Here is an 18,522-nt window from a genome sequence, read left to right as displayed (position 1 = left end):
CCGCTACGCCACTGCGGCCTCCCTCAGCCGCCCGAACTCCTCGGCCATCGTCGCGGCCGTCCAATGCGCGTTCAGCCCACTGGGGTTGGGCAGCACCCACACCCGGCTGCCGCCGATCGTCCGCTCCTGCGGGCCCACCCGGGCCGTACGGTCGTCGAAGGCCGTCCGGTACGCGGTCACCCCGACCACGGCCAGCCATGCGGGCCGCAGCCGCGCCACTTTGGCGCCGAGGAGCCGTCCGCCCTCCCGGTACTCCCGGGGGGTGAGTTCGTCGGCCCGGGCGGTCGCCCTGGCCACCACGTTCGTGATCCCGAGTCCGTAGCCGAGCAGTTCGTCCTGCTCCGAGGGCTTCAACAGCCGGGGGGTGAAGCCCGACAGATGCAGCACCGGCCAGAACCGGTTGCCGGGGCGGGCGAAGTGATGGCCCGTCGCCGCGGTCATGAGTCCCGGATTGATGCCGCAGAAGAGGACGGTGAGGCCGTCCGCGACCACGTCCGGCACCAGACGGTCGCGGGCGGCCTCGAGCTCCGCCGGGGTGAACCGGGTCAGAGGATCGCCCCCGGCCTGTAGCCGGCGGCCTCCGGGTACCGCTTCAGGACCTCCTCGACGCGGCCGACGACCGATGCCACCTGGTCGGCCGCGGCGCCGGTGAAGGACAGCTTGTCGGCCATCAGCGCGTCCAGCCCCGCGCGGTCGAGCGGGATGCGCTCGTCGGCGGCCAGCCTGTCCAGCAGTTCGTTGCGCTCGGCCCCCTGCTCGCGCATCGCGAGGGCGCAGGCGACCGCGTTCTCCTTGATCGCCTCGTGGGCCACCTCGCGGCCGACGCCCGCACGCACCGAGGCCATCAGCACCTTGGTCGTGGCGAGGAACGGCAGATAGCGGTCGAGCTCACGGGCGACCACGGCGGGGAAGGCGCCGAACTCGTCGAGCACGGTCAGGAACGTCTCCAGCAGGCCGTCCAGCGCGAAGAACGCGTCCGGCAGCGCGACCCGGCGCACCACCGAGCAGGACACATCGCCCTCGTTCCACTGGTCGCCCGCCAGCTCGCCGGTCATCGAGGCGTAGCCGCGGAGGATCACCATCAGGCCGTTCACGCGCTCGCAGGAGCGGGTGTTCATCTTGTGCGGCATCGCCGAGGAGCCGACCTGCCCGGGCTTGAAGCCCTCGGTGACCAGCTCGTGCCCGGCCATCAGCCGGATCGTCTTCGCCAGCGACGACGGCGCGGCCGCCAGCTGCACCAGCGTGGTGACGACCTCGTAGTCGAGCGAGCGCGGGTAGACCTGGCCGACCGAGGTGAAGGCGTCCGAGAAGCCCAGGTGCCCGGCGATCCGCCGCTCGAGCTCCGCGAGCTTGCCGGCGTCCCCGCCCAGCAGGTCGAGCATGTCCTGCGCCGTGCCCACCGGGCCCTTGATGCCGCGCAGCGGATAGCGGCCCAGCAGCTCCTCGACCCGAGCGAGGGCGACGAGCAGTTCGTCGGCGGCGGTCGCGAAACGCTTGCCGAGGGTGGTGGCCTGCGCGGCCACGTTGTGGGAGCGGCCGGCCATGACCAGCTCGCCGTACTCGCCCGCGAGCTTGCCGAGGCGCGCCAGCACGGCCACGGTGCGGTCGCGCATCAGCTGCAGCGAGAGCCGGATCTGCAGCTGTTCGACGTTCTCGGTCAGATCGCGGGACGTCATGCCCTTGTGGACGTGCTCGTGCCCGGCGAGGTCGTTGAACTCCTCGATCCGTGCCTTCACGTCGTGCCGGGTGACCTTCTCGCGCTCGGCGATCGAGGCGAGGTCGACCTGGTCGAGGACGCGCTCGTAGTCGGCGATCGCCGTGTCCGGGACGTCGATCCCCAGGTCCTTCTGGGCCCGCAGCACGGCGAGCCAGAGCTGACGCTCCAGCCTCACCTTCTGCTCCGGGGACCAGAGCGTGGCGAGCTCGGCGGAGGCGTAGCGTCCGGCGAGGACGTTCGGGATACGGGGCTTTGCGGGCGCAGCAGTCACGTGTACGGATTCTACTGGCGAATCGTGCAGGCCAGCGCCATGGGGCGGTTCGGCGGAAGCTACGAGACCCGCGTCACGAAGGCCGGTCCGGCGGCGGGGGCCACGGCCTGGCTCCCGGGGTGTGCGGCAAGCGGCTCGCGTCCGGTGCGCGCCCCGTGGTGGAGCCGGCCCGTTGACCGTCGTCCACGATGCTCGTGTCGATGACAGCACGCGGGGCCACGGCGTGCAGACCTCGGCACCGTAGGCAATGAGCCTTTTCCGTCCGCATGGCGTCGGTCCCCGTGCCGGTGGACAGCCAGGGCATCGATGTCGAGGCGCTCGCCGCGACCGACGCCCGCGTCGTGATCGTCACCCCGGCACACGACTGGCCGACCGGGGTCGTACTGGCTCCCCGGCGACGGCTGGCGCTGATCGACTGGGCGGTGCGCCGGGACGCTGTGATCATCGAAGACGACTACGACGCGGAATTCCGCTACGACCGGGATCCGGTCGGCGCCCTCCAGGGCCTCGCCCCGGATCGGGTGATCTCGGCCGGAACGGTCAGCTGGTCCCTCGCGCCGGCCCTGCGGATCGGCTGGCTGCTGTGCCCGCCGGGCATCGGCGCGCTCGTCACGGAGCACAAGCACCTCAGCGACCGCGGCTCTCCCACGCTGGACCAGCTCGCCCTGGCGACACTGATCGAGTCCGGGCGCTACGACCGCCGCCTGCGCCGGATGCGCGCCCGCTACGCGACCCGGCGCACCGCGCTCGTGGCCGCGCTCGCCGAGCATGCTCCGCAGGTCGCGGTGACCGGGCGGGCGGCGGGCTTTCACGCGGTCGCTCACCTCGGACCGGCCGCGGACGAGCGGGCCGTCGTCGCCGCGGCGCGGGCCGTCGGCCTGTACGGCATGAGCACGTGCCGCGCCTCCCGGGCGACCGCACCGCCGCAACTGGTCCTGGGTCGGTCATGGGATTCGGGCCGCGGCGGTACGGGCCAGGGCCAGTGTGCGGGAGCGGTCGGGTGCCGTGGGGCTGCCCGCGTCGCTGAGCACGATCAGGGTCTCTCCCACGACCACCAGGACCAAAGTCTCTTGGACGGTGAACGTCCCGGTGCTCGCGGTGACCGTGGCATGCCACGACGCGTCCCCGATGCCTGCCGAGCCGTGCGGCACCACACGCTCCGTGCCGGTGGTGCTGTCGCTCCAACCGATGGCGAACTCGGCGCAGCGGGACAGTTCACTCGCCGCCTGCTTCAGGTCCTGCTGTGCTCCGGTTCCCGGCAGTCGGCGCAGTACCTGCTGGAGGAACGGTCCGCTCTGGCTCTGGGCGAAGGTGACCCTGGCCTCGACGGCGCCGGGGCGGGTGCTGCGCGAGGACTCCAGTCCGTCGAGGGCGGTGACGCATCCGGGATGGTCGGAGTGCGTCGGGGGCTCGTTTCGCAGGACTGTCTTCACATAGCCGGCGGGTAACTGGGCTGTGGTGAGCAGGGCCGCGGACAGGGGCACGGCGCCGGGGGAGACCGCGGTGGGCTGGACCGGGGGCGGGGGAGCCTGCGTCCGCTCCCCGGTGTCCGACCGGTCATGTCCACCGCCGCAGCCGGCCAGGGCCGCCACCACGACGGGAACGGTGGCGAGCCGTCGTCGGCCGATGACGGACGTCGCAGCGGTTCTCGGGGTCACGTGTGCCTCCTCGATCGGTGGGCGGATCGTCGAGCGCAGCCGGTCAGCGGCGGTAGCGGAAGTAGAGGTCGCAGCGCAGGAACGAGGCGACCAGCGCGTGGTCGTCGACGGGTCCCGTGGGGTCGCGCAGAAGGGCGGCGGACGCGGCCCGCAGCACCGTGTCGTCAGGACCGCCGAGCAACTTGGCTGTGTCGGTGCGGCGTTGGGGGTCGCTCCAGATGGCGTTCCCACCGAGGGACAGGGCACGGCAGACGAGGGCGGTGTTTGCCCGCATGGCGTTCGTCTGGTCCTTTTCGGGCGGCAGCAGGGGGAGTTGGTCCAGGGGGACGGTCCGGTCACCGCTGCCGGAGATCGGCGGGTCCGGCCTGTCCGGCGAGTCCGTCGGGGCCGCGGACGCCGCCGAGGCGCCGGAGGGGCGGGCGACTGGTGTCGTGACCGGGCCGCTCCCGAGTGCCGCCCATCCGGCCCCGGCCGAGACCAGGACGGCGGAGGCGGCCAGCAGGGGCAAGGGGCGGCGCCGCCCGCAGCCGCCCGGCCCTGGACGCCTTGGCCCGCGGGCGGCGGCCACCGGTACGAGCGCGCCGACGGCGGTCGTCGCCATCCCCGCCACCCACCAGGGTGTGCCGATCACGGCCCACCGGATGTCCGGGGCGGCACGGGCCGCTGTCAGCCGGGCGACCAGGAACCAACTGCCCAGCGGTACCGCCAGCAGGAGCCCGGACAGTCCGACGACCGCAGCGCAGACGGGTGCGGAACGGGGACCGTCGACCGTGGCCCCCAGGGCTCTGGCGAGGGACGTGGCCCACAGAGCGAACAGCGCCCCGCCGATCACCAGCACCGCCGCCAGCGCCAGGGCCTGCCCGCGCGGCACACGTGTCAGGGAGAGCGCGGTCGCCAGTCCGTCCGCCGTGCCGGTGTCCCGTACCCAGTCACCGGCCGCCCGCCCGGTGAGCTGGCTGCCCAGGAACACACCGAGAGCCAGCGCGGCTCCGGCCGGTGCCGCGCGCCGGCCGGACGCGTCCGGGTGTCCCACGGCAACGGCCCGCCACCAGGCCACGGTCACCACCTCGGCCATGACCCAGCCGGTCAGTAACCCGCCCACTACGTAAGCGAGTTGGGTGTGATCGGGCATCAGGGCGGCCACCAGCAGCGTGAGATCGGTGAAGATCAGGCCTGCGGCGAGCCCGGTGGTGAGGCATTCCGGGTACGACACACCCCAGGACCGCGCCGGATCGGCGAGCACGGCCAGGCGGATCGCGGGTGTGGGATGGGTGGCGAGGCCCAGGGAGCGCACGAGGCGCTCGACGCGGCGTGGTGGGAGGGCCGTGCGGATATGGGCGGCGGTGGCGTCCTGGGGTGCGTGGGGATCCGCTGTTGCAGCGAGATCGGCGTCGTGTTCGCGCACGCGCAGTACGGCGCACAGGGTGAGCAGCACGACGGCCAGGACGATCGCCATCCTCACCAGCAGGTCGGCAGCCAGCAGTCCGGCGTCGCGGGCCAGCGCGACCACCATCGGCAGGGTGACGCCGAGCAGCAGGAGCCACCAGGCCGCGACGGCCAGCCTCACCCGGCCCACGTCCCGCAGCCGCAGATGGGCCAGTTCATGACGGAAGATGGCGTCCACGCGCTGGTCGGGCAGGTTGAAGAGGTGCGAGTCGGCCACGATTTGGGGCCGGCGGACGGTGCCTGCGGCGCGGGCCCGGACCCCGATGCCCCGGCCGCGCTCCCGCAGCTCCGGCCGGGGCCCAGTTCCTTCGGGCGTGAGGGCGGCCAGGCGCTGGGCGAGCGGTGAGGAGCGGTTGGGCGCGGTCCGCCACCACCACAGGCTCAGCCGGCGTCCGACGGCTCGCCAGAGCACGGCGAGCACGAGCAGGGCAAGTGGCCCGCTCACCACCACCGCCGACTGCGCCAGCCGTACGTCATCGACGCAGTCGGTGAACCGGGCGAGAACCTCCTCCGGCGCGGCGCCGACCGTGGGTAGGCAGGCGAGTTGGGCGTCCGGCCAGTTGTCCCGGCCCAGGACCAGCCACCACCAGGTGGCGAACGAGGCACCGGCGCCGGCCACCAGGACCAGCATGGCCAGGCGGGTGGTGGTCGGCAGCGGAAGCGGGCTGGACACCAGTGCGCCGGCGACATCAGACCGCTCGGCGGCAGTGGAGGAGGGCGGGTCGACGGGGCCCGGCGCGGCGCTCACGACGACGACGGGTCCGTGGCCGTCGACGCGTCGCCTCTTTCCGGCCTGAGTACCGCTCCGGCGTCGTCGCCCGGCCCGGCGGGTGCCGCGCACGGGTCCGGATCGACATGGTGCTCGGGTTCCGGATCCGCCCGGTGCTCGGGTTCCGGCCCCCTTGGATGTCGCGGTGTCGGTGTCGGCCCCGACCGGGTGCCGGGTACCGTGCCGTTCCGCGCTCCCGGTGCCTCGTCACTCTGTGGTCCCGCGTTCCCGCCCACCACGGCCACGACTATGACCTGGGCGCAGGTTTCGGCCTGGGACGCGGACAGACCGGCGGCACGGCCCTGGGCCATGGCCCAGTCCGCGAGTTCCTGGCGTGTCACCCCGGACAGTTCCGGGACGGCCGAGGTCAGCACTGATCGTCTGCCCTCGGTGTCGGCCCCGCGCCGGCGTCGCCACCATCGCTTCAGCTGGGTGCCGCTCGCCCTGATGCGCCCGGAGGCGAGATCGGAGAGCACCTGCGAGACCACCGCCACCAGAACGGGCAGCAGCACCGCCGACTCGAAGCCGACACCCAGCGGGTCTACTGTCGGCCGGCGCAGGCGCTGCGGGGGATGGGGCCGGACGATGTACGCCCGGCAGGTCTCGTCCAGCTTCTCCAGTTCGGCCGGAGCGACGTGGTGGACCACGTCGCGCAGGACATCCTGGCCCGTGCGGTGATACATGAGTTCCTCCCGTGGGGACGGACCGGCGGTGGCCTGTGCGGACGGCGGTGGGCCCGACGGTGGGCGGCTCAGCCCGGCCCACGGCCGTGATGCCGGATCATGATGAGGACGACACCGGCGGCGAACACGAGGGCGGCCACGCCGCCCGCCACGAGCGCCGCAGATGGTGCGGACTCCGCAAGCCTGTCCCCTCCGGTGCCGCCCGGCTGCGCCGACGGGGCGGGGGTGGCGGCGGACGGGTGAGCCGAGGAGGGCACGGCGGACGGGGCCTCGGTCGGTGTCGCCCCACTCCCGGGACTGCCCCGCGAGAGGCTTGCCCTCGCCGAGGCCGTGTCCGTCGCAGGGACCGTCTCGACCGCCGGGGTCGTCACCTCGTCGACCACGGAGTAGGACGCCTTGCCGTCCATCAGGGTCACCGGGTCTACCGTGGCCGTGGGCTGGATCAGACCCTGCGTGACGAACTGGAGGGTGGTCGGCGCCGGCACCCCGGAGGCCAGTGAGACGCGCAGGGGGATGCGGGCCGAGTCACCCGCCGGGAGCGAACCCACGGACGGAAGCCCGGCGTCGGTGCTGAGATAGCCACTGAGCGCGGTGTCGCCCGGTGTCAACTGCACCGGGCGCCATACAGACGGGCCGGCGTCGAACCATTCCACGGTGACCTGATCGGGCGTCAACCGCGCGTCGGGTGGGGCGAGCCGGATCCCGACAGCGACGATGAAGCTGTCCGTGATGTCGGTGTCCAGCGTGTTGTGGAACGTGGCATCCACGGTCAGCGGGCCGCCGCCGGGCACCACCCGCCCGGAATCCGGCGTCAGTTCGGCATAGGGCGCGGTCGGGCCCGCAGCGTACGAAGGCGCCGCGGACAGACACAGCGAGACGAGTAACGCGGCGCAATCCAAGAGAGTCGCGCACAACGGTCGATGACGCACGAGAACCAGCTCCCCCCGGCGCGCACACGGCGCGCTTCCCGGCGTAATGCCGGAAATCCTATGAGATGGTGAGCTTTATTGGGTGGAGAATTCACATTCGGTAAATAATGAACAGAAGTGATCTTCTGGTGTCCCTTGACGTTTCTCAGTGCCCGTCGGGGTCGACGACGACGTCGTAGGAAGGCGTGGACAGGGAGTGCAGGGGGGAGTCGAGTTTGTCCGTACGGAGGATGTAAGTGCCCGGGGCCAGGTCCGAGATCTGCTGGTAGCGGCCGGTGAAGTCGGGCTCCGTTCCGGTCCAGTACCCAGACCCCAGGCTGTTCTTGAGGACCCATCCGTTCGGCTGGACGATCGCCGGGTACACCGGGCCGAGCGCGTTCTGTGTGAGGGTGAAGGACGCCCCGGCATGGGCGCTCGTGCCGGGCGCGCCGGTCAGTGTGAACGAGAAGTAGCGGGTGTTGAACGGGGAGCCTGAGGTCAGCGGGGCGCAGTTCCGGGCCGTCACGGGGCCGTCCACGGTGCCGAGTTGCAGCGGGTCGGTGAAGGTCCCGCTGCCGGCGAGTTCGCCGCAGTCCAGGCTGCCGTCGTTGGCCGGCTGCTCGCCGTCACCGCTCCCGACGCTTCCGCTCCACGTCTGCGGAGCGTCCGAGGTCGCACTCTGCGAGGCGGGGGTCTCCTCGACCGGCTCCTGCGTGGTGGAGGTCGGTTCCGAGGAAGAGCTGCTGACCTCTGGCGTCGCCGAAGCGGTGTCGGAGGCGGATCCGGACGCATCCGCTGACGGTGACTCCGCCGCGTTCGACCGATCGTGCGACGTACTGCCGCAGCCGCTCGCGAGCAGTAACGCCCCGATGGTCAGCACGCACCTTCTGATCACGGATTTCGCCCCCTCCCGCACCGCCGAGAACGGCTCGACGGACGCCATGTGCGCGGGATATTACATCTCTTCAACTCTTCGGTACCCCCATATGATGATTTCTCCGAACCGGCGTGCGGTGGTGAGGCGCCGCGGAACCCCGGCTCAGCAGGCGAGCACCTGCGACAGCCAAGCCGGGCCCTTGATGCAGACGATGGTGATCCACGAGCCGCGGTCAGCTTGGACCAAGCGCCATTGGTGCAGACCGTTGCCTCCTGTGCGTGCGCCTGGCAGACCACGTTGACCGTCGCGGGCTTGAAGTAGTCCACCACGGAGGCGTCGACGTTCAGCCGACAGCACGCACCCCAGTGCCCCATCTCAGGTGCGGCTTGCTGCCCCCCGCTCGGCTGTGCCGGGCTGCTGCCGCCGCAGCCCGGGCCGCGTCACAATGAGTAGTGACGCCTGGCCCACAACCCCGCCGGGGGCTCGTCGGCCTGAGCCTTCCGGGCCGCCACTACGGAGACTGGTGAGCTCGCACGATCATCCGTCGCCGATAGACGCGACACTCACCAGCATCAACCCCCGGCCGCCACTTACACTTCCCCGATGGACAACATGCGGTGCACCCAATGCGGCCAGGTCGGGCTTGAGCAGGGCTTTGTCAGTGACAGTGGCAGCGGCGCCCGCGGGTACGCGCGATGGTTCGGAAGCCTCCTTGAGCGGGGCGTAATGGGCATAGCTAAGACGCGGGGCCTGCCGCAATGGCAGATCGATGCCTTCCGCTGCCCGAACTGTGCGCACCTGGAGCTGTTCGCCGTCCAGCGATTGAACCTTCGTGGGTAACGTCTCGTGACGGCTCGTCAACTTCGTTCAGATGGTGCGGTCGTGCTCTATCCGGAGCAGGGCGAGGGCGGCTCAGGCGATTCGGGTGATGCTGCGGGGGGTGAGGCCGACTCTGCGCAGGCCTTGAAGGTGACCCTGAGCAGGGCATTGGGGCGTTCGGCGACGCCGCGGATGCCGCGGATCATTTTGTTGAAGTCTTCTGCCTGAGGTCGAGTTCGCGTCCCTGCGGCTTCTTGGCGGGGTGACGGAGGCCAGGGCCGGCGCTCTCGTAGCCGAGGCCGGTCAGGGTCGGGATGCCGAAGGCGGCGGCGAGACGGTTCAGCGCGTCGACGGGGCCGTGGGTGCGGGCCCCGTCGATGAACCACCGCAGCACGAGGACTGCCTGCTTGAAGGCGCCCAGCCTGCGGATGCCTCTGCGAGACCCGAGCCGTCCCCGGTGCTCGTGCAGCGGCTACACACGCGCCATGCTCAGCAGCAGGGCACGGTGGCCGGTGACTGGGCCCGGGCGGGAGTGCGCAGGGCGAGGACGGCCATGTCGTCGTGGCCGTCGCTGGGATGGTGGTCGGCCAAGGCCCGTACCAGACCGTCCGGGGGCAGACCGGCGTGGGCCGTGGCGAGCTCGGCGAGGGTGCGCAGGCCGACGTCGATGGGGTGGGCCGGGTGCTCGATCAACCCGTCGGTGAAGAAGACCACGGTGGCTCCCGCGGCCAGCGGTCGGGTGTGGTCGGGGCGCGGTTGCGCGGTATCGACCCCAAGAGGCACGCCGGGCTCGGCATGCAAGTACCCCGCCCGGCCGTCCGGAGCGATCAGCAGCGGCGGGACGTGGCCGGCGGTGGACCAGTGCAGTCTCCAGTCGTCACCGACCGGTTCGATGCGGGCCAGGCAAGCCGTGGTGACGGGGTTCTCGGTCATCGCATGAAGGGTGTGGTCGAGCTGGGTGAGGACGGCGCTGGGCGGGGTACGCCGGTCGAACAGCAGGGCGCGAAGCATATTGCGGGTGGCGGCCATGGCAGCGGCGGCGCGCAGGTCATGGCCGACGACATCGCCGATCACAGCCGCGCAGACACGGCCGGGCAGCAGGACCGCGTCGTACCAGTCACCGCCCAGGTGCGCGGGGGCACTGGCGGGCCGGTACACGGCGGCCCCGGTGAAGGGCCGCAGATCCGGCAGGGTCGGCAGCAGCAGCCGCTGGAACTGCTCCGCACCGGCGCGGACCTGATCGAAGAGGCGGGCGTTCTCGATGGCGATCCCGGCGGCACCCGCCAGCGCGACGACGATGTCCTCGTCGGCCCGGTCGAAGGGCCGTCCGTCGCGGCGCTCCGACAGGTACAGGTCTCCGAAGATCTGGCCACGTACGCTGATCGCGACACCCAGCAGCGTACGCATGTGCGGATGGCCGGGCGGGAACCCCGCAGAGGCGGGATGGGAGGGAACGTCCTCGATCCGAAGCGGTTCGGGATGGCGCATCAGATGCCCCAGGACCCCCCGGCCGCGGGGCAACTCCACACCGGCCAGGCCGGCACGCTCCTGCTCGCTCAACCCAGCCGGGACGAACTGCACCAGATGCTCGCTCGCCTCGTCGAGGACGCCCAGCGCTCCGTAGCGGGCGTCGACCAGTTCCATGGCTGTGGTGACGATCCGGTGCAGTACCGCGGGCAGCTCCAGCTCGCGGCTGATCGCCAGTACCGCGTCCAGCAGACCTTGCAGCCGGTCCTGGGCGCGGGCCAGCACCTGGAAGGTCTCACCGATCCGCTCCAGGTCGGCGTCCTGAGCGGACTGCAGCTCATGAACGTGCGGGCCAGGCTGTGACGGTTCTTCGCGCTCCATCAGGTCCTCCCCATCACATCCATGCTGCCGAGGCCCTCCGCCGCGGGCGGAAGCGGACGACCGTTCCACCGCCCGCAGCGGCCGACCGCGCCACTGCCTGGATCCAGTAGGGGGCAGGTCAGGATCTCGACAGGGCAGGGCTTGGCAGCCTGCACCATTGGATCTCGCTCGGGGTCGGTCGGCGGCGCCCAGACGGCCGGCTCGGTGCGGGGCTGTTCGTTCCTTCCATGCTGCGCGTCATCGACCGGCCGGGCGACTCGGTGAGCCCAGCCCGTGCAGCACCCGTTCGCGTTGATCAGGTGCCCGGGCCCTGCGCGGACACGGTGGGGCCGGTCCCCAACTCCTGCTGGCGCCGTCCTTGCCTGCCAAGTGCACCCTGACCGGCGCCACGACTGCGGCCGCAGGGGGCCGCACCCTACTGAAGCCCCTTGAGGTGGTCCTTGGCCCACCACAAGAACGCGGCGGCGTGCTGCATGTCGGCGAAGCCGTCGCCGACGAGGGTGTGCAGGAGGTCGTTGCTCCAGACGATGAGCCGGCCGAGGGCCCAGTTCACCGACTCGGGGGCCGGCAACTCCAGTCCGTAGACCGTCCGCGCGATCTCGCGCTTGCCGTCTGCCTCCGTCGTGTACTTGAGGATCGCCAGGAAGCGGTCAGGGTACATCACGCACAAAACCTTCGTGAGAAGGGCTTCCTTGAAACCCTTCATGGCGAACGGCTTGGTGCCGGCCAGCAGATGATGGAGCCGATCTTCGAGCGGCACGTCGGCGGAATCGTCCAGGAGGTATTCGATTGTCCTGCGGGTCGCCTCTGCGGCCGCGGCGTCGCCCATGTCGTTCCACGCGGAGTTGAACATGGCCTGGTTGCCGGGATGGGCTCCGACGTCGGAGTTGGCGAAGTCCTTGAGGAGCCTGGGATCGCACGTCCGCAGCCCGTCCCGGGAGAAGATCTGCTGGTACTTCGCCCAGTAGACCGCCACCCCGGGGGCGAGGTCGGGCTTGGCGGCGAGGTACTGCTCCTTCAGCCGGGTCGCGCGTTCCAGCCACTCGGGCTTGACGTCCTCGGCCCTCGGCAAACGGGCCGTGAGGTCGTTGGAGGAGCGGAACCGGTTTCTCTGCGGGGCAGTGGGCTCCCCGTGCTCCCATTCCTGACCGCACCGGTGCTTCACGAGCCGACGCCCGTTGTCGAGGGTGCGGACCACCTCGATGTCCTCGTCGTCGCTGCACAGTGGACACATGGCCAACGCCATGGCTACCCCCGTTCCAACAGTGCTCATGCCCGCCCGGAGCCGATGCACTTTTCCGCCCAGGGCCGCATTCTTGCATTCGGCAAGGACAACCGGGATATGGGACCACCCGGCGAGACCGGGGTCGGGGACCTCCTGTCCGTCGTCCGCCCATCCCCGCCTACGGCTCGTGACGGCCCCCGGCGCCTCATGACGGCCTGGGCAGCGCGCCCGCACGGGGCTGTACGTCTCGCGCCCGTCCGTGGGTCCCGAGCAGGAGTTCGTGGACTCGGTGCGGACCAATCTGGAGGCCCTCGAGAACCTGAGGGATGCCGAGATGACGCACGGAGACCAGGTGTTTCCGGACCCGGGGGGCCTGCTGGGCCGGGGCTCCTTGCGCGGACGGCGACGAGTTCTACTGGCGGACCGAGGGCAAGACGCCGGACGACTGGACCGCGGTCGTGGCCACGGCGAACGACGACCGGTCCAGTCATGACTGCGGCATGACCGAGTACCTGGCGCGTTTACTGTCCGGCACCGCACCGCACCGCACCGCACCGGCCCATGGCCTGCCGCCCCGCATCGAGCGCGGCGGCGCGCCAGTCCAGTAACTGGGCGACGTGCCGGACCCGCGAGGTCCGCGCGCAGCACGCCGACCGCTATGCCTGCGGGTCTGTGACGCCCCCGGGACTTGCCAGCCGGTCCATGTCCCAGATGGCGAGGCGGCCCGCAGCGCGATAGACCGTGTCGTAGAAGCCGAGGACCGTGCCGCGGGGATCCGTGGTGCCGCGTACGTCGTCGTAGTCCAAGAGGGCCAGGTGAGTGCCTCGGTGCTCGGCCCAGCGGGCCGGGGGCGGTTGCAGCGGCACGCCGGCGAGACCGGCTGGTTCAGGGGCCGCGTACGAGTAGAAGGTCGGCCGGGGAAAGGCATCGTCGCCGAACCAGAAACCGGCGCTGATCACCTCTCGCGAGTACGCCTCGCGGGTGACGGGGTCGACGTTCGGCGGCTGGTCCACCTCCCGGTCGGAGAAGCGGGTGACCGCCAGGTCGAAGGTGTGCCAGAAGTGGTGCACCGGGCTGATCTTTCCGCAGAAACCTGCGGAGAATTCTTCAAGGAGCAGATTGACCTGGCTGAGCACCTGCCAGTAGCGGTTGGCCCAGAACGGGTCGTAGTCAGCGTGCTCGGTGTCCTCGGAGAAGGGCAGGAGCGCGTCGGGCAGGTCGAACGGGTGCGGATGCGCGATGGTCACGTGCACACCGATGCTGGTAAGGGCGTTGAACACCTCGCGGTAGAAGGACGCCACGGATTGGCCGATCAGCGAGAACGAGGCAACCCTGCCGTCGATGGTCCGGGCGATCAGCAGATGGTCGACGAAGTCGAAGTCGATGGTGAAGATCGGATTTCCATCGACCTGGCCCATGGGACGGGTCGTGATGCCATGGCCGGTGAGGTGGTAGGGGACGTTCCACCAGTGGTTGCGGCGCACGCTGGCTGCCAGCCGGATCTTGCCGACGACCTGGGCAAACCGATGCAGGGTCTCCTTGGACGCCGTCCATTCCTTCAGCGGAATGGCGGGGAACACCTCCATGTCGCATCACCTCTCGTCCGGCCCGGCCGAGCTGCGCTTTACGCTGCGCAGCCGAGCCGTCCCTCGATGCGAGGCTAGGATTCCGTGGCCCGGCCTGCATCTCGGAGCGGGGCCTCCTGTCAGTTTTCGTCGTCTGCACAGATGAGCTGCGGGTTCACCGCCGCCGTGCGGGGGAGTGTGGATACGCCGGGCATGAAGTCGCCAGGCGTGCCGAAACACTGCGGGATACGGCGGGCTCAGCTGGCGGCGGGCACCGTCCGCAGGTAGCTGTTGGATCTTCCCGAGCCGGGTGTGTTCTCTTTCGTGTCGACTTCGTGGGAACTCGCTGCCCCGCTACCCGCGTTGGCTGCTGCCCTGGACGTGGCGGCTGTTCCGGCCTTGGGTGTGCTGCGATGCGAACTGGTGAAGTTCATCACACGCTCCGGGCTCGCCGTGAGCTACAGGCGGCCGGTCGTTGAGGTCGGCAGGACGCAGGTCCTCGCTCAGGACGCTGTACGACTCGCGGCGTGACGTCGGTCCGTCGGCTGCAGGTGTCGTGCGGGTGAGGCCCCGCGTTTAGTCGGTGCATGGCATCTGGGCAAGGCTCCGGGTTAGGGCCCCACCCGTCGCCAGTCCGTCACAGGGCCGGGATCTGTGTGGTCCACAGGGGTGACCCAGAAGGCCTTGCCCAGCTCAGCGCTGAACTGGGCGCCTGTCCGGCCGTCGCCCGACGAACGGCCGGTCAGCCGCCGCCCTATCCAGGGCAGCAGATGCCGGTGGGTGAAGCGGACGTCCGCGGCCCGGCGGGCGAGCCAGCCCGGTGGCGCCGTGGGCGGCGGCGGCGTCCGCCACTCCGTGTCCTCCGCCTCGTAGCCGAGCGTCTGCCACACGGCCTCCGCCACCCGGCGGTGTCCGTCGGCCGTCAGATGCAGCCGGTCGACGTCCCACAGCCGCGGGTCGGCCAGCGACGGCGCCCCGTACAGGTCGACCACGAGGGCGCCGTGCCGCGCGGCCAGCCCGTCGACGCAGGCGAACAGCTCCTCCATGCGGGGCCGGAAGCGTTCGAGGACCGGGCCCTGCCGGCCGGGGCTGCGCATGAGGACGAGCTGCTTGCACGAGGGGGCCAGGCGCTCCACGGCCTCGGTCAGCAGCCCCCGCACACGGCCCATGTCGCACTTGGGGCGCAGGGCGTCGTTGAGCCCGCCGACCAGCGTGATCACGTCGGCTCCCATCGCGGCGGCGAGGCCCACCTGCTCGTCGAGGATCTGCCTGATCAGCTTGCCCCGTACGGCGAGGTTGGCGTACCGGAATCCGGGCGTCCGTGCGGCCATCCGGCCCGCGAGGACATCGGCCCAGCCGCGGTAGGAGCCGTCGGGGAGCAGGTCCGACATGCCCTCGGTGAAGGAGTCGCCGACCGCGACCAGGCTGGTGTGGTTGGGGTTCGTCTGCATGGCGTCGTCGATGGTATCCCGCCGGGCATACCCATCGGTCGGTCGCCCGCCCCGAGAGGTCCTGAGGCGCCGGCCCGCTGCCGGCTTTGCGCGGGTGGTCGGCGGGGCGAGGGTCGTTCCGGGGGTGTGGTCCCGCCGCCGGTCCCCTGACGCTGCCCGCGCGGCCGGTGGTGCTGCGCGTGTGTGGCTGGTGGTGCTGCGCGTGTGTGGCTGGTGGTGCGCCCGTGTGCGGCTGGTGGTGCGCCCGTGTGCGGTTGGTGGCGCTGCCGCGCGCGGCCGGTGGTGCGGCCCGTGTGCGCGGCCGGCCGGCGCTGTCCGTGTGCGCGGCCGGTCGGCCCGGTCGTTCCCGGTCAGGCCGGCAGCTGGCCGAACAGTTCGCGGAGGACGTCCTCCATCGTCACCAGCCCCGCCAGCCTGCCGTCCGCGCCCAGGACCGCCGCCAGATGCGTACGGCTGCCGCGCATCGCCGTGAGCACGTCGTCCAGCGGGGTGGTCTCCCGGACCCGCGCGATGGGCCGCATGTCCCGCAGGCGGAACGGCACGTCCCGTGGGGAGGCGTCCAGCGCGTCCTTGACGTGCAGGTAACCGATGATCCGCCGGCCCTCGTCCACGACGGGGAAGCGCGAGAACCCGGACTCGGCCGACATCCGCTCCAGCTGCTCCGGAGTGGTGCCCACGTGCGCGGAGACCACGTTTTCCAGCGGCACCACCACGTCGCGCACGGGCCGCCGCCCCAGCTCCAGGGCGTCGTGCAGCCGCTCCCGGGCGCGACGGTCGATCAGGCCCGCCTCCAGGGAGTCCTTGACCAGGCGCGCCAGTTCGTCGTCCGAGAACGTGGCCGTGACCGCGTTCTTCGTCTGTACGCGCAGCAGCGCGAGCAGCCCGTTCGCGAAGGCGTTCACAGTGAAGATCACCGGCCGCAGCGCACGGGACAGATCGACCAGCGGCGGGCCCAGCAGCAGGGCCAGACGCACCGGCTCGGCGAGCGCCACGTTCTTCGGCACCATCTCGCCGAGCAGCATGTGCAGATAGGTCGCCAGGGTCAGCGCGATCACGAACGACACCGCGCGTCCTGCGTCCGCCGGGATCCCCACCGCGTGGAACACCGGCTCCAGCAGGTGCTCGATGGCGGGCTCGGCGACCACACCGAGGACGAGGGTGCACAGGGTGATGCCCAGCTGCGCCGCCGCCAGCAGCGCCGAGACGTGCTCCAGGCCCCACAGCACCCTGCGCGCACGCCGGTCGCCCGCCTCGGCGTGCGGCTCTATCTGGCTGCGGCGGACCGAGATCAACGCGAACTCGGCGCCCACGAAGAAGGCGTTCGCGACGAGGGTCAGCAGGGCGATCAGCAGCTGTACGACGGTCACCGGTGTCCTTCCTCCCGTTCCCGCCCGGCCGGCGGAGCGTGCATGAGGACGCGGGCTGCCCGGTGCCCGGACACGTCCACCACGTCGAGGCGCCAGCCGGCGACCTCGACCGTGTCACGCTCGGTGGGGATGCGGCCGAGTTCCGTGGCGACGACGCCCGCCAGCGTCTCGTACGGCCCCTCGGGCACCCGCAGCCCGACGCGTGCGAGCTGGTCGACGCGGGCGGAGCCGTCGGCCGAGTACAGCGTCCGGCCGGCGGCGTCCGTGCCGGCGGGGGCCAGGTCGGGGGTCTCGTGCGGGTCGTGCTCGTCGCGCACCTCGCCGACGACCTCCTCGACGATGTCCTCCAGCGTGGCCACCCCGGCGGTGCCGCCGTACTCGTCGATGACGACGGCCATGGTGTTCCTGCCCGAGAGCCGGTCCAGCAGCCGGTCGACGGTGAGGGACTCCGGCACGAACAGCGGTTCGCGCAGCACGCGCGTGACCGAACGCTGGGGCCGCTCCTCGGCGGGCACGGACACCACGTCCTTGATGTGCGCGATGCCGACGACCGAGTCCAGACTGCTGCGGTACACGGGGAAGCGGGACAGCCCCGTCGCGCGTGTCGCGTTCGCCACGTCCTCGCAGGTCGCCAGGACGTCGAGGGCCACGACCTGGACGCGCGGGGTCATCACGTTCTCCGCGGTCAGGTCGGCGAGGTTGAGCGTCCGCACGAACAGCTCCGCGGTGTCCGCCTCCAGGGCGCCCTCCTTCGCGGAGTGCCGGGCGAGCGCCACCAGTTCCTGGGGGCCGCGGGCCGAGGCGAGTTCCTCGGCCGGTTCGAGGCCGAAGCGGCGGACGACGCGGTTGGCGGTGTTGTTCAGGTGCGTGATGAACGGGCGGAACGCGGCGCTGAACAGGCGCTGCGGCGTGCCCACCCGCTTGGCCAGGGCCAGCGGCGAGGAGATCGCCCAGTTCTTCGGGACCAGCTCGCCGACCACCATCAGGAACACGGTCGACAGGCCCGTGCCGACGACGAGGGCCACGGATGCGGACGTGGCGGACGACAGGCCCAGCGCCTCCAGCGGGCCGGCGATCAGCTTGGCGATCGACGGCTCGGCGAGCATGCCGACCACCAGGTTGGTCACCGTGATCCCGAGCTGGGCGCCGGAGAGCTGGAACGTCAGACTGCGTACGGCCTTGAGGGCGCCCGCCGCCCCCCGCTCACCGCGCTCCGCGGCCCGTTCCAGCTCGCTTCGCTCGACCGTGGTGAGGGAGAACTCCGCCGCGACGAAGCCACCGCAGGCGAGCGAGAGCAGGACCGCGACCAGCAGGAGGAGCACTTCGGTCATCGTGTCACCTCCGTCCCATCGTCGGACAGGGACGCGAGGACCGCGCGATGTCGGCCACGGGGACGTTCGCCCGTCGGCGGACGCTCAGGACGCTCACACCTTTCCATGGTGGGACGGCTCGGCCCCTCCATGGTAAAGGACCGGCAAAGTGATTCAGCCCGTGAGCGGTTTCACCCAGCGGCGCCACCGCTCCTGCGGCGCGTATCCCGCCGCTCGCCAGGCATGGTGCGCGGTGTCGTTGTGCCGCAGCACCATCGCGTCCCCACGGCGCCCCCCGAGCCGTACGAAACGCTCCTCCGCGGCGGCCAGCAGCGCCGAGGCGATGCCCCGGCGGCGGCGCTCCGGGTGCACCGCGAGCCGGTAGAGGTGGCAGCGCCAGCCGTCGAAACCCGCGATGACCGTGCCGACCAGGTCGCCGTCCTGTTCGGCGAGGATCAGCGCCTCGGGATCGCGGGAGAGGAGCCGCTCCACGCCGTCACGGTCGTCGCTGATGCTGGTGCCTTCGGCGGCCGTCTTCCAGAAGGCCAGTACCCCGTCGAGGTCCTCGGGCCCGGCGGCCCGTATCCGCAGCTCGGTCATGGGCCGAT

Annotated in this window: 14 protein-coding genes and 1 pseudogene; 1 reads left to right on the top strand and 14 read right to left on the bottom strand. The window is 71.3% G+C overall.

Annotation, left to right across the window (positions count from 1 at the left end):
* Positions 1-3: 3 nt before the first annotated feature.
* Both mug and purB read right to left on the bottom strand, forming a co-directional pair.
* The gene (mug, locus tag ACZ79I_RS05140) at positions 4-549 is read right to left on the bottom strand and encodes a G/U mismatch-specific DNA glycosylase (protein ID WP_471504765.1); all 546 of its coding nucleotides are present in this window, start codon (positions 547-549) and stop codon (positions 4-6) included.
* Positions 546-1,988, bottom strand: a complete 1,443-nt coding sequence (gene purB / locus ACZ79I_RS05135) for an adenylosuccinate lyase (protein ID WP_471494480.1) — start codon at positions 1,986-1,988, stop codon at positions 546-548. The genes mug and purB overlap by 4 nt, the downstream gene beginning before the upstream one ends.
* Positions 1,989-2,254: 266 nt before the next feature.
* Between purB and ACZ79I_RS05130 the strand changes: the two genes are divergently transcribed.
* Complete coding sequence (locus tag ACZ79I_RS05130; RefSeq protein WP_471494478.1) at positions 2,255-3,436, top strand: aminotransferase class I/II-fold pyridoxal phosphate-dependent enzyme; 1,182 nt, start codon at positions 2,255-2,257, stop codon at positions 3,434-3,436.
* Positions 3,437-3,689: 253 nt separating this feature from the next.
* Here the strand turns inward: ACZ79I_RS05130 and ACZ79I_RS05125 are convergent, their stop codons facing one another.
* The 12 genes and pseudogenes from ACZ79I_RS05125 to ACZ79I_RS05070 form a co-directional block, all read right to left on the bottom strand.
* The gene (locus ACZ79I_RS05125; RefSeq protein WP_471494477.1) at positions 3,690-5,840 is read right to left on the bottom strand and encodes a M48 family metalloprotease; all 2,151 of its coding nucleotides are present in this window, start codon (positions 5,838-5,840) and stop codon (positions 3,690-3,692) included.
* Entirely contained in the window at positions 5,837-6,544 is a 708-nt protein-coding gene (locus ACZ79I_RS05120) for a hypothetical protein (RefSeq protein ID WP_471494475.1), read from the bottom strand. The genes ACZ79I_RS05125 and ACZ79I_RS05120 overlap by 4 nt, the downstream gene beginning before the upstream one ends.
* A 68-nt stretch (positions 6,545-6,612) precedes the next feature.
* Positions 6,613-7,311, bottom strand: coding sequence for a hypothetical protein (locus ACZ79I_RS05115; protein WP_471494473.1), 699 nt, complete (start codon positions 7,309-7,311; stop codon positions 6,613-6,615).
* 307 nt (positions 7,312-7,618) lie between these two features.
* Entirely contained in the window at positions 7,619-8,395 is a 777-nt protein-coding gene (locus ACZ79I_RS05110) for a hypothetical protein (RefSeq protein WP_471494471.1), read from the bottom strand.
* Positions 8,396-9,511: 1,116 nt separating this feature from the next.
* Positions 9,512-9,605, bottom strand: a pseudogene (locus ACZ79I_RS05105) (IS5/IS1182 family transposase); the annotation flags it as partial.
* A gap of 32 nt (positions 9,606-9,637) precedes the next feature.
* Positions 9,638-10,996 (bottom strand): PP2C family protein-serine/threonine phosphatase, encoded by a 1,359-nt coding sequence (locus tag ACZ79I_RS05100; protein WP_471494469.1) that lies wholly within the window; start codon positions 10,994-10,996, stop codon positions 9,638-9,640.
* 415 nt (positions 10,997-11,411) lie between these two features.
* Positions 11,412-12,242, bottom strand: coding sequence for a hypothetical protein (locus tag ACZ79I_RS05095; RefSeq protein ID WP_471494467.1), 831 nt, complete (start codon positions 12,240-12,242; stop codon positions 11,412-11,414).
* A gap of 635 nt (positions 12,243-12,877) precedes the next feature.
* Positions 12,878-13,807, bottom strand: coding sequence for a DUF5996 family protein (locus ACZ79I_RS05090; RefSeq protein WP_471494465.1), 930 nt, complete (start codon positions 13,805-13,807; stop codon positions 12,878-12,880).
* 590 nt (positions 13,808-14,397) lie between these two features.
* Positions 14,398-15,237 carry an SGNH/GDSL hydrolase family protein gene (locus tag ACZ79I_RS05085; protein ID WP_471494463.1) on the bottom strand — a complete coding sequence of 280 codons (840 nt, stop codon included), beginning with the start codon at positions 15,235-15,237 and terminating at the stop codon, positions 14,398-14,400.
* Between the two features lie 350 nt (positions 15,238-15,587).
* On the bottom strand, positions 15,588-16,604 hold the full coding sequence (locus tag ACZ79I_RS05080; protein ID WP_471494461.1) for a hemolysin family protein: 1,017 nt from the start codon (positions 16,602-16,604) through the stop codon (positions 15,588-15,590).
* Positions 16,601-17,935 carry a hemolysin family protein gene (locus ACZ79I_RS05075; protein ID WP_471494460.1) on the bottom strand — a complete coding sequence of 445 codons (1,335 nt, stop codon included), beginning with the start codon at positions 17,933-17,935 and terminating at the stop codon, positions 16,601-16,603. Before ACZ79I_RS05075 ends, ACZ79I_RS05080 begins: the two co-directional genes overlap by 4 nt.
* A gap of 153 nt (positions 17,936-18,088) precedes the next feature.
* The gene (locus ACZ79I_RS05070; RefSeq protein WP_471494458.1) at positions 18,089-18,514 is read right to left on the bottom strand and encodes a GNAT family N-acetyltransferase; all 426 of its coding nucleotides are present in this window, start codon (positions 18,512-18,514) and stop codon (positions 18,089-18,091) included.
* Between the last annotated feature and the right edge of the window lie 8 nt (positions 18,515-18,522).

Source organism: Streptomyces sp. PSU-S4-23 (assembly GCF_055632315.1).
Note: the sequence above shows the minus strand (reverse complement) of the source record. Positions and strands in the feature narration are given on the sequence as shown.